General features: G+C 57.6%; 9 protein-coding genes and 3 pseudogenes. 4 read left to right on the top strand and 8 right to left on the bottom strand.

The features are described from left to right. Nucleotides 1-405: 405 nt before the first annotated feature. Together HV744_RS37880 and fumC are read right to left on the bottom strand one after the other, a co-directional pair. Nucleotides 406-501, bottom strand: a pseudogene (locus HV744_RS37880) (YoaK family protein); the annotation flags it as partial. 138 nt (nt 502-639) lie between these two features. After that, entirely contained in the window at nt 640-2139 is a 1500-nt protein-coding gene (gene fumC, locus HV744_RS35170; protein WP_217469202.1) for a class II fumarate hydratase, read from the bottom strand. Between the two features lie 1162 nt (nt 2140-3301). On the opposite strand from fumC, the gene HV744_RS35175 reads away from it, so the two are divergent. Next, nucleotides 3302-3646 carry a hypothetical protein gene (locus tag HV744_RS35175; RefSeq protein WP_175153872.1) on the top strand — a complete coding sequence of 115 codons (345 nt, stop codon included), beginning with the start codon at nt 3302-3304 and terminating at the stop codon, nt 3644-3646. A gap of 76 nt (nt 3647-3722) precedes the next feature. On the opposite strand, the pseudogene HV744_RS35180 reads toward HV744_RS35175, so the two are convergent. Beyond that, nucleotides 3723-4342 (bottom strand): annotated as a pseudogene (locus HV744_RS35180) (integrase core domain-containing protein); the annotation flags it as partial. Next, a pseudogene (gene phaZ / locus HV744_RS35185) lies at nt 4306-5202 on the bottom strand (polyhydroxyalkanoate depolymerase); the annotation flags it as partial. The pseudogenes phaZ and HV744_RS35180, both read right to left, overlap by 37 nt. Before the next feature lie 179 nt (nt 5203-5381). Between phaZ and HV744_RS35190 the strand changes: the two are divergent. After that, nucleotides 5382-6608, top strand: a complete 1227-nt coding sequence (locus HV744_RS35190; protein ID WP_175153876.1) for an ISL3 family transposase — start codon at nt 5382-5384, stop codon at nt 6606-6608. Nucleotides 6609-6844: 236 nt separating this feature from the next. Here HV744_RS35190 and HV744_RS35195 read toward each other — a convergent pair whose 3' ends face one another. Further along, complete coding sequence (locus tag HV744_RS35195) at nt 6845-6994, bottom strand: hypothetical protein (protein ID WP_175153869.1); 150 nt, start codon at nt 6992-6994, stop codon at nt 6845-6847. Nucleotides 6995-7581: 587 nt separating this feature from the next. Here HV744_RS35195 and HV744_RS35200 point away from each other — a divergent pair. Next, nucleotides 7582-8331: an IS6 family transposase gene (locus HV744_RS35200; RefSeq protein WP_175153877.1), complete on the top strand. Its 750-nt coding sequence runs from the start codon at nt 7582-7584 to the stop codon at nt 8329-8331. Nucleotides 8332-8514: 183 nt separating this feature from the next. Here the strand turns inward: HV744_RS35200 and HV744_RS35205 are convergent, their stop codons facing one another. Together HV744_RS35205 and HV744_RS35210 are read right to left on the bottom strand one after the other, a co-directional pair. After that, nucleotides 8515-9942: a heavy metal sensor histidine kinase gene (locus tag HV744_RS35205; protein ID WP_175153873.1), complete on the bottom strand. Its 1428-nt coding sequence runs from the start codon at nt 9940-9942 to the stop codon at nt 8515-8517. Then, nucleotides 9939-10610 carry a heavy metal response regulator transcription factor gene (locus HV744_RS35210; RefSeq protein WP_175153874.1) on the bottom strand — a complete coding sequence of 224 codons (672 nt, stop codon included), beginning with the start codon at nt 10608-10610 and terminating at the stop codon, nt 9939-9941. The genes HV744_RS35205 and HV744_RS35210 overlap by 4 nt, the downstream gene beginning before the upstream one ends. Before the next feature lie 533 nt (nt 10611-11143). Between HV744_RS35210 and tatA the strand changes: the two genes are divergently transcribed. Further along, nucleotides 11144-11380: a Sec-independent protein translocase subunit TatA gene (gene tatA, locus HV744_RS35215; protein WP_175153875.1), complete on the top strand. Its 237-nt coding sequence runs from the start codon at nt 11144-11146 to the stop codon at nt 11378-11380. On the opposite strand, the gene HV744_RS35220 is transcribed toward tatA, so the two are convergent. Next, nucleotides 11377-12064: IS630 family transposase (locus HV744_RS35220; RefSeq protein WP_246279363.1), on the bottom strand; the 688-nt coding region annotated here is incomplete at its 5' end. The genes tatA and HV744_RS35220 overlap by 4 nt on opposite strands.

Below are 12064 nucleotides of genomic sequence, written 5' to 3' on the forward strand. Positions count from 1 at the left end.
GGCGCGGTCGAAGCCGGGACACGCAGGACGACGAGTCCGCCAATCGCAACGGCTGCCGCAACGCCGATCGATACGTAAAGCCGCCGCCGGGTCAGCATGATGGCGCCCCTTGCGCTATCCAGCGCGATTGAGTGGCCCGGCCGATCCCATCCGCGTCATTCGTCTTGCCGACTGTGGTTGCACAAGCCAACATGCGCTTCGCAAAGGTATGCATGCTTTTCATTTCTGTCGTCTACTCGAACGTTGACACTAAGGAGTGCCAGAGAGCCGGTTTGGCAGCTCTCAGGTTGGTGCGATTCTCGGCTTGAGTCCCTGAACAGGGCGTGGCGGCAAAATGACCGTTCTGTCATGCAATCCCTTTGCGTGCCGTATAACTCGGTGCCGCTGCGCCTGCAGGACTGCCTTGCCATGGCCGATGTAGGTGAATGCGTCGAGAAAGCCCCCGGACAGCGTCAGCAAGACCGGCACGGATAGATTCGTCACTGCTGCTTCAGGCTCCATCGCTTCGCTCGACGATTGATTGAATGACTGAGAGGGAACGAGGTTTCCCATGCCATTCGTCGCACCAACGTGTGCGGCGTTACCCGGCCGACCTCGATTGCCGGTTAGCGCCGCGTTCCATCCCGAAGCAGGTGCCGCTCAGTCTTCCGCGTCCGCGTGCGCGACGTACGGCATCACCATCTTCTTCGGATCGACGATTTTGTCGAACTCGGCCGCCTTGACATAGCCGAGCTTCACTGCAGCCTCCTTCAGCGTGAGGTCGTTAACGTACGCGTAGTGCGCGATCTTCGAGGCATTGTCGTAGCCAATCACCGGCGAGAGGGCGGTCACGAGCATCAGCGAGCGATCGACGTCTTGCTTGATCTTCTTCAGGTTGGGCTTCGTCCCTTCGATCAGGAACTTGCGGAAGTTGGTACACGAGTCGGTCATGATCGTGATCGAATGCGTGATATCGAAAATGATCAGGGGCTTGTACACATTCATTTCGAGGTAGCCGCTCGCGCCGCCGATACCAGTCGAGACGTCATCGCCGATCACCTGCACGGCGACCATGGTGAGTGCTTCAGCCTGCGTCGGGTTGACCTTGCCCGGCATGATCGACGAACCCGGTTCGTTTGCTGGGATGATCAATTCCGCGAACCCCGCACGGGGCCCGCACGACATCAGCCGGATATCGTTCGCAATCTTGTAGAGCGAGACCGCGAGCGTGCGCATCGTGCCGGACAGGTGAACCAGCGCATCATGCGCGCCCTGCACGGTGAACTTGTTCGGCGCCGACACAAAGGGCAACCTGGTAAGCCTCGCAATTTCGGAGGACGCCGCCTTGTCGAAGCCAGGCGACGTATTGAGCCCCGTTCCAACTGCCGTGCCGCCAATTGCGAGCCGGTAGACACCCTTGAGCGAGTCGTCAAAGCGTTCCAGGTTGTCTGATAGCATGCCGACATATCCGGACCATTCCTGCCCGAGTGTGATCGGCACTGCGTCCTGCATGTGGGTGCGGCCGATCTTGACGATGTCCTTCCACGCTTCAGCCTTCGCGTTGATCGAATCTCGCAAGGCAGCCACGGCGGGCATCAGCCGCTCTTTGACGTTGATCGCCGCGGCCATGTACATCGCAGTCGGGAATGTGTCGTTCGACGATTGCGCCATGTTCACGTGATCGTTCGGGTGAACCGGCTTCTTGCTGCCTAGTGGTGTGCCCGCAAGCTGGCAGCAGCGGTTAGCAATGACCTCGTTCACATTCATGTTGAACTGTGTGCCGCTACCCGTCATCCAGACGTGCAAAGGGAACATGTCATGATGCTGACCGGCGAGAATTTCGTCGCAGACTTGAACGATCAGGTTGTGCTGCTGCTCGGTCAACCGTTTGGCGGCGAAGTTGACGTTTGCCGCCGCCTTCTTCAGGATCGCATACGTCGTGATCATTTCGCGCGGTATCAGATCGTCGCCGATGCTGAAGTGCTCGAGCGAACGCTGCGTCTCCGGGCCCCATAGCTTGTCGGCCGGAACGTTGACAGGCCCCATGCTGTCACTTTCCTGGCGGAAACTGACCTCTGGCGCGGTGGTGTCGGAAGCAGTGCTTTGGCCAAGTGCTGATGCACTGGCGACTGCCAGAGAGGCTAGCACGCTCGTGCGCATCATTTCTCTACGATTCATTTGTTTCCCCTTTGAGGCTTGCAAATTTGCGGCTCAATCGACAACAACGACAAATTGCGAGGCGCAGCCGCGACGCATAGCGAGCGGTGCGATGCGTTCTTTCCCGCGATGCGTGAAAAATGGCACGCGCATTGCCGTATTTCGCTGTGCTTACGTCAATTGAATTTCAGTCACTTACCATCTGGAAAATCCTCTCCTTTGCGGAAGTTTGTCATGCCGTATAACGGAGTGGCATCTGCCTTCCAATTGTTCGGCCCCGATTTTGCATACGACGGAATACTCATCACGTTGATAGGACCGCGGGAATTGGCCAAACGCGGCGACGCCGTTGGAGGCGTTTCAACCACATGCATGGACCGTGAAATTAATTTAGGTTTGCAAGACAAACGGCGCCATTGTGCGAAGGGCAGGGATTTCTCCTTCTTTGGAACGCTGTCTCATCTCTACGCACCACTTGCTGACGGGAGGTGGAGTTCAGAATGGTGCTGTCAGGGCTAGAGAACTTGCCTTATTTACCATTTGAGACATACGTGTGCATGAGGGATACGATGCCCATGGTGGAATGCGGCAACCGTTCGCACAATAGTTTTCTTTGGGTGGTCCGCCTATCTTGGTTCCATCGATAGACCGTTCCATTTGTGAGCCAGCCATGTCAAACAATCTGCATAATTGGATCATTATCGGTAGCAATGCGTACGACGAGTACACATTCGTCCCCTGGCTGAACAGGAACGTATATCGAAGAACGGTGGACCTGAGCCGCATTTGTGTCCAATAGAAACTGGTTGAGCAAATCAGGACAGCACTGGATCGAGATGGCGCAACCTTTGAACATCAGGACGCACACGGGTTGTTACCATCATCCTTCAACGCTCAACCAAACTGTCTTCCGTTCTTCTATGGCACTCGCGTCGTCAAGGGAGCGCCCATTTCGAAGTCGTATAAAGCTGCCGTACGAGTTAGTAGTCTTTGGCAGAAGTCTCGCGCGTGGCGTAACTGACGGGAAGCGGAAGGCCTTGCTTTACGCTGCGCTCTTATCGCCAGACTTTGCTGCACGAAAGGAAAAGCTACCGCACAAAGTGCTCCGGTCACGACATGCTGCTTGATGATCTGATTGCCTACCGAGCTTGATATGGTTTTGCCCATGTATCGAAAATATCGTCAGGAATGGCATCGCGAGACCTTTGATGTCGACGTCCCAAAATCCGGACGCGTCAGGGAACGTAGCGTCATCCAGCGGCATTGCGTCGAAAACATGGCATCTGCGGAATGGCCCGAGATGATGACAGATCGTTCAGGGGCGCAATCCAACGGAACGGGCGGCGCGCGGCAGAATCCATCTTGCGAAGATTCAGTCGGTCTTCTTTTCGCGCTTCGAGAGGTAGCTGCGCTTAGAAAACTGCTGAAGAAACAGGAAACGCAGATAGAAATACTCGAGGAAGCGATCGACTATGCGCGGTCATTGATTGACGGAATAGAGATTAGCTAGCGTGACTTGACGCGCCATTACGAGCGTCAGCGCGAATACACATGCTGGATTTGCCCCTGTACCTCCGGACACCACCTCACACTTGGGTTGATGAATCGGTCCTGCGCCTGAACTCGCGTGGCGAGCGATACTTCAGTGCGCTATGAGGATTCTGCTCGTTGTAATGCTCAAACGCGACGGCGAGGTTGTGCGCCGCAGTCGCTGCGTCGGGCTTCGGCATGAAGGCGACGTAGTCACGCTTCATCGTCTTCACGAAGCTTTCCGCCATGCCGTTACTTTGCGGGCTGCGGTGTGGTCAATGGCTTCAGACCAATTCCAGACGCGAAGGTCCTGGTCTTTTCTGCCATGTAGCCCGAGCCATTGTCCGTCAGCCAATTCGATTTTCGTCGGCGCCTTCAGGACGTTGCCAAAGCGGTTCTCGACGGCTGCCAGCATGACATCACGCACCACATCGCCGCTGTGGCCGCCAGTCGTCGCCGCCCAACTCATTGCTTCGCGGTCACAGCAATCGAGCGCGAACGTCACGCGCAACGGCTCGCCGTTGTCGCAGCGAAACTCAAAGCCGTCAGAACACCAGCGCTGGTTGCTCTTCGCCACTGCGACTTTGCCGTCATGCCGACGCTGCGGCCGTGGTGGAGAGGGTCTGCGTTGTAGCAGCAATAGTTGGCATCCATGTCGAGCACGGCGTTGTATTCGTCATAGAAGCGGCGGTGCGCTTCGGCGTCGTCTTCGTCGCCGCGCAACAGGCTCTGATAGAAGTCCCAATGCGCCGCCGCGTGCCGCTCCGGATTCATCGCCGCGAAGCCGATGTGCTGCAGGAAGCCCGGATAAACCTTGCGCCCGACACCCGGATAGTTCGCCGGCACGGCGTAGATCACGTTGGCTTCGAACCACCCGATCGAGTGCTGAGTCGCGAGCGAATTGACTGACGTCGGGCTCCTACGCGCATCGATCGGGCCACCCATCATCGTCATCGTGCGCGGCGTGTCTTCGCCGCGGCTCGCCATCAGCGAAATGGCGGCGAGCACGGGCACCGTCGGCTGGCAAACCGAAATCACGTGCAGATTCTTTGCGCCGATGTGACGAATGAAGTCCTGAATGTACGCGATGTAGTCGTCGAGATCGAACGGGCCGTCTTCGATCGGCACCATGCGCGCGTCGATCCAGTCCGTGATGTACACCTTGTGGTCCTGCAGCAGCGTCCGCACGGTGTCGCGCAGCAGCGTCGAATGGTGGCCCGACAGCGGCGCACACACCAGCACGGCGGGTTCTTCTTTCAGTTGCGTGACGGCGTCACTGTCGTCGGAATAGCGCTTGAAGCGCAACAGCCGGCAGAACGGCTTTTCGACGATCGTCTGTTCGACGATCGGAATGTTGCGGCCGTCCTTGACGATCTGGTGCAGGTTGAACTCGGCCTTCTCATAGTCCTTGCCGAGACGGTACAGCAGCTCGTAGCCGGCGGACAGGCGCGTCGCCCCCAGCACATAGGCGAGCGGACTGGCCGGGTTCGCAAGCGATTTCGCGGCCGCCTGAGCCCAGGCGGTGAGCGGGCTCAAGAGTGCCCGTTGGAATTCGTGGAATTGAGCCTCTTTTAAATTTCGCGTGGGCCGGTTCGGCGGGTCAAGGGCGGGCGTGAGCCCGGCGAAGCGAACCCTTGAGGCGCAGTGAAGCAGTAAGCTGAGTCGTGGCTGGTTGCGGCAGAATGCGGCAACCAGCCATGGAATACAAAGCATCTATGACCAATCAACTGTTTGAATCTGCTCTCGGCATCACGGCGCCCTGGTACGTCCAGAGTGTGGACTTTGATGCGGCTAATCGGCAACTCAACATCGCTGTTGACTTCGTCGCGGGCAGCCGGTTTCCGTATGCCGGAATTAGCGGTGAGCATCCCGTGCACGACACTCAAATCAAGCGTCTGCGCCACCTGAATTTCTTTCAGCACGAGTGCTTCCTCAATGTGCGCGTGCCTCGTGTGCGCTTACCCGATGGCTCCGTACGCCTGGTCGAACCGGATTGGGTTGGTCAACTCAGCGGCTTCACGCTGCTGTTCGAGGCGCTTGTGCTGATGCTCGCGCAGCAGATGCCGTTTGCTGCTGTCGCGCGTACCGTCAATCTGTCGTGGCACCGCGTACACGCTATCTGTTCGCGTTATGTAGAACTGGCATTGGCGGCAGCGGACCTTTCGGGCGTAACGACAGTGGCGGTCGATGAAACGTCCTATCGGCGTGGTCATGAGTATCTGACTTTGGTCGCCGATATGCAGGCGCGGCGGGTCGTGTTCGTCACCACAGGCAAGGATTCCAGCACGATGGAGCGCTTTTCCGCCTGCCTGAGCGAACACGGTGGTGCGCCCGGGCAAGTAAGCTCGGTCAGCATCGACATGTCGCCGGCTTTCATCAAAGGCGTCAATGAACATCTGCCCGAAGCGCGGCTGACTTTCGACAAGTTTCACGTCGTCGCACACGCGTCCAAGGCGCTCGATACAGTGCGTCGGCAACAGCAGAAGGTCGACCCGGAACTCAAAGGCATGCGCTGGACGCTGCTCAAAGACCCCAACAAACTGAATCTGGCGCAATTGACCGACCTCGCGGCACTCGTCAGTCAGTTCACTACCAAACGCACGGCCCGCGCCTGGTTGTATCGCGAGCAACTGCGGGAGATTCTCGAGCGCAAGCAAATCAATGTCGTCTCCGAAATGTTGCAGCAGTGGTGCACCAACGTCATGCGCTCCAAGGTCGAGCCGATGAAGGATGTGGCGCGCCTGATTCGCCGGCATTTCGACGGCATCGTCGCCTGGACCCAGACACGCCAGACCAATGGCTTCATCGAGGCCATCAACGGTCTGTTTCAGGCCGCCAGGCGCAAGGCTCGCGGATACGCGCGCTTCGAAACCATGCGAACCGTGCTTTTCCTCATCGCCGGCAAGCTCGATTTCTCCGCTTTCAACTCGCACGCACGCTGAGGGACGTTACCCACTCCGTTTTCAAAAGAGCCGGAATTGCTAGAGCATGGTTTCCTGAGGAAAAGCTGAGTAAGAGGCGAGGAGTCCCTTGTTGCACAGTATTGGGCCGGATGAAGTAGCCACACGCGACGCCGAGCCGGGGGCTCGCAAGCAGCCATTCGCTGGGTAAGCGATGCCATCGGCTGGAATTGCCGCTCCGGTCAGATCTGTCCGTTCAGACTACCAGGCTACCTTGTTCAATGAACCAATCCGGCACGGCTGACGGAATGGAACGCGCCATAACGGCAGGTTGCAATCGCTTCAGCGTCGGACTGTGAAGCGGCCTGTGCGAAGGCAACCGACCACCGGCCGCAGACATCGCGATAACGGATCGAATAGATGAACATGGCAATCTCCTGCGGCATCCACGATCAACGCGACCATGGCGCCCTTCGTCCAATCGGCCAGAGGATAGGTGGTCGAGCGATTTGGTCGGCGTTCATCTTATGTACCGCATACCGCCGACATTGGACCGTCTCGACGCAGCTGGACCAAATCTCTTGCGTTCCTGCTCATCGTGACCCTCACTGGATACAGATGCGGCTAAAGTAAGGTCAACAGTCCTGCGATACAGTTCTTATCCAGTCAGGGGACGAACGTGTACTCGTCGTACGCGCTGCTACGGATATAAGTTCAGTTACGCGGAACGTCTAACATGTCTGCCACTCAAATGAAATCGCGAACTCCATGGAATCAAAATAGACGGACGAGCAAAAGAAAACCATTGCACGAACGGTCGCTACAGTCCTCCGTGGGCATAACGCGCTCATACTTTTGGATGCCTTGATGCGTCCAGAAGCGAGTGTTCGAGTCTTGGCGGCGTTGTAGCGGGAGCCGTCACAGTAATCCCGTCATACGCAGGTATGAGACAGCCGTTCCTAAGGTGGCATTGTCACGTTGTTGGCATGTTGACGGAAATGCGACAATCCCGGGCATGACACGAGCCGCCCTGCAACTCAACGCACCCGCCACCGACGCAATCTATGCCGGCTACCGGTTCCCGCCCGAGGTGATCAGCTATGCGGTGTGGTTGTACTACCGTTTTCCGCTGAGCCTGCGCATGGTCGAGGAGTTGCTGGCCGCCCGGGGCGTTGAGCTCACTTCCGAAACGGTGCGCCGCTGGTCGGTGAAGTTCGGCCTGGGCATTGCCCGACGCATCCGGTCTACCGCATTGGCCCGAGGCGACAAGTGGCACCTCGACGAAGTGGTAGTCACGATCAACGGCAAGAAACACTGGTTGTGGCGTGCGGTGGATCAGTATGGCGCGGTGCTCGACGTGCTGGTGCAAAGCCGGCGCGACAGGCATGCAGCCGGGCGCCTCATGCGCAAGCTGCTCAGGAAGCACGGGCGCGCGCCGCGTGTACTGATCACCGACAAGCTCAAGAGCTACGCGGCAGCAAACAGGGATCTCGGGCTGAAAGTCGAACACCGCCAGCACAAGGGACTGAACAACCGGGCGGAGAATTCGCACCAGCCAACCCGGGTACGCGAAACGGTAATGCGCCGCTTCAAGTCGGCGCGTCAGCTGCAACGATTCACATCGGTCCATGACCAGGTGGCAAACCTGTTCATGCACTGCCGCTACAACGCGAACGCGCAGCAGAAGCGGCAGGCACGCAACCAGGCCGTCGAGGCATGGGAAACCGTAACTGGCAATCCTATGCTGGATCGCCGTGCCGCGTAAGTTAGTGATCCTTATTTGATGTGCCTTCGCCTGCGTGTTCCCCGGCAAGTTGACACTACCTAAATTAGGCATCGAAAGTTTTCGGAGCCGGATGACCATTGTATCGGCCATGTCGGATCGACAGTAGCGCCTCCTTTTCCGCGCGTTGTCCGCCGATGTTGCACAAGCACAATACAATGCCCGTCACCGGTCGCCTTTTACGACGGCCGAACTGGACTCAGGTCGGGTGGGGAAATACAACGAAAATGTAGTGCTGTCGCCACCGCTCACGACGTCTACCTTGCCTCGATGCATCTCCATGATGGATTTCACGATCGCCAGACCCAGGCCGGTGTTCTTTGCGGATCCGTGTCTCGAGGAATCAATCCGGTAAAACCGATCAAAAATCTTGTCGATGTGGTCCGGGGAAATGGGCTGGCCTTTATTCGTGACCTCGACGGTCGCGTATTCGCCCGATTGATACGCACGCAGTTTAATGGCGGATCCCGTCGCCGCATGGTCCACGGCGTTGGACATCAGGTTGCTGACCGCACGTCTGAACATGGTCGGATCCGCGAGGACCGTTGCGTTACCCTCGATCGAAAAGCAGACATCCGTCGCGTCGGCGATGATCTGGAAATATGAAGTGAGCCTGGTGAGTTCACTTCGACAGTCGATTTCGCTGATCTTGAGGTGCTGTTCCGAGTTGTCGCTCCGTGCGAGAAACAGCATGTTCTGGACCATTCGCTGAAGGCGTTCGCACTCTTCAATATTGGACTCGATCAGGATCTCATATTCCTCCGTCGTCCTCGCGCGGGACAGCGTAACCTGCGACGAACTGATGATGGTCGCCAATGGGGTCCGGATATCGTGGGCCAAGTCCGACGAAAACTGCGACAGGCGCGTGAACGCCTTCTCCAGACGGTCGAGCATCCGATTGACCGACAAGGCGATTTCCAGCAATTCCGTGGGGCCGGCGCTGATATCGAGGCGTTCGTTCAAGCGGTGCGCTTCAATGCTGGCTGTCTGACGGCCGATCGTTTTCACGGGCGAGAGACCACGCCTCGCTACCGCGTAACCCAAGGTGCCCATCAGAATCGTCCCGAAGGCTATAGCAAGCCAGACATCTGCTTGATAGGTCCAGAGTATCGATTGCCGGTCAGCTCCCACGTGCGCGAGCAAGATGCGTATCTCTTCGCCCGAGGCTAAGGTTTCGTCTGCGAAGATGCAGCGGGAGGATCCGAGGGCTGAGGGATGACATGAATAGGCTACATGCTGATACGGTTGCCCCGGCCCGACAGATTTCAGCTCATGCGTAGCGTTATTCGAGCGCTGGACCAGGATGTCGCCGCGCCCGTCCAGGATCGAGAGATGTACGGCGGGATGCGGCTTCAAATCTTCATGGAACCCGGCGCTATTCCGAAGCAGCGCCTGTGTTGAACCGAAGTTGCGAGCCTGTTGCAGGTACTCATCCAGCTTTTCAGTGATCTCATGGTCGTCGCGTCGTTGAAGTTCTTGCGCCAGCGAGCGGTACAGGAAGCCACTCACCAATGCAAACACCAACAGCGCAACGATCGAAAATGCGATCGTCAGTCGCCTGAGCAGCGAATAGGGTCCGGCAGAGGCAATCACGACCTGTCCTCGAGAACGTAGCCCATGCCCCGAACGGTATGCAGCAATTTATTATCGAATGCAGTGTCAATTTTCGCGCGAAGCCGTCTGACGGCAACATCGACCACATTCGTGTCGCTGTCAAAGTTCATGTCCCAGATCTGTGAAGTCACGAATGTTCGGGTCAGCACCTCCCCCTGCCGTTCGGCAAGGAGTTGCAAAAGCGCGAATTCCTGTGCTGTCAGGTCGATGCGCGTGCTCCCGCGCCGCGTTCTTCGCCTGATCAGATCGATCTCGAGATCCCCGACCTGCAGGATATCCCGCGCGACGTGCGGGGCACGACGCATGAGCGTGCGAATCCTTGCGAGAAGTTCGGCGTAAGCAAATGGCTTCGCAAGATAATCGTCAGCGCCCAGTTCGAGACCGGCGACCTTGTCTTCGACCGTGTCTCGTGCGGTGAGCAACAGCACCGGCGTCTGCTTTTCCGCCCGCAAGCGTTTGAGCACCTCGCGTCCGTCCAGCTCCGGGAGCATCACGTCGAGCACGATCAAATCGAAATCTTCGTGTAACGCGAGGAACAGCCCGTCTCGTCCGTCCGCCGCAATATCAACGGTGAAGCTTGCTTCCGTTAGCCCCTTTTGAAGGTAGGACGCCATCTTCGGCTCGTCCTCAACGATCAATATCCGCATCGCAGACTACTCCTATGTCAGGAGGCTTAAGCGGGATCGATGCCTCCGCGGTCAAGTGTACCCAGCCCACGACTCACAGCGATTGCACAGACATGACATTTTAGCCATTTTCTTTTGCTCATTGACTGAACGGTCATTTTGCCGCCACGACCTGTACCGGGGCGCGCGCCGACAATTGCGCCAGTCTGAGAGCTGCCAAACCGGCTCTCGTGCACAACTTCAGTGCCAATGCTCGAATAGTCGACAGAAAATGAAATCCGACTGGACCATACGAACATATCGATGGCTCAAACGATCGTGAGCAATCGGCATACGTCGGTAGGATTGTATCCGGCCCGCCGCTGCTCTAACTTTTGGGTTCGTCAGTAAAAAGTGTGGGTGGATGCCGGTCGCCTTCCTGGTTACAGCGTTGCTATGTATCTGTCGACGGTTTTTATCAACCCGCTCGACGGATGCAGGCGGCGGGGCTTCCCGTCCAAAGTGCCATGTTCAAAGTCGCACAGACTCGCGCGGCAATCTTTAGGATAGTAGTCGTGGGTTCCCTGAGCATCTGGCATTGGTTGATTGTGCTGGCGATCATCGCGCTCGTGTTCGGCACGACCAGGCTGCGCAATATCGGCAGCGATCTCGGCTTCGCGGTCAAGGGCTTCAAGCAAGGCGTCAAAGAAGTCGAATCGCTAGCTGACCTCGAGCTGCAATCAGAACCGCGCGGCGCAACGGCGGAGGCAGACGCGAAAGAAGCGATGCACCGCGCCGATGGTCTGCGCTAGTGTTCCGTTCCGCTGATTCGCGAACAAAGTCTGTGTAGCTTTTCGAGAATGGAATCAGCGGAAGCGGTCCACATGAATGGTGTGCAGTTTTCGTTGTAATGGGAAACGAACTGATCGATACGCTTGATCAGTTGTTTGACCGAGCCAAACGAGCCCCTGCGGATGGCCTTGTCAGTGATCAGCGCAAAGAAGCGTTCGACCTGGTTAAGCCACGAACTGTAGGTGGGAATGAAATGCATGTGCCAGCGGGGCTTTGCTGCCAGCCACGCCTTGACCTTGGGATGCTTAAGACTGCCATAGTTGTCGACGATGCAGTGCACGTCGAGTTCAGCCGGTACGGCCTTGTCGATTTCGCGCAGGAACGACAGGAATTCCTGATGCCGATGACGCGGCTTGCAGGTGGCGAGCACTGCGCCATTGAGTACGTTCAGTGTGGCGAACAGCGTGGTGGTCCCGTGGCGAACGTAGTCGTGCGTGACGCCTTCGACGTAGCCGAAGCCCATCGGCAGCATGGGCTGTGTGCGTTCGAGCGCCTGACATTGGCTCTTCTCGTCTACGCACAGGACCAATGCAGGTATTGTCAACTTGTTCGGCAGACGGACAAGCGAGGGTGATGGGAGTTGGCAATCGATCGTCTTACGCCGCCATAAGGGCGCAAGAGGCCCTTTCCCAAGCCGCGATGGC

Source organism: Paraburkholderia ultramafica (assembly GCF_902859915.1).
In the GTDB taxonomy this organism is placed as follows: Bacteria; Pseudomonadota; Gammaproteobacteria; order Burkholderiales; family Burkholderiaceae; genus Paraburkholderia; species Paraburkholderia ultramafica.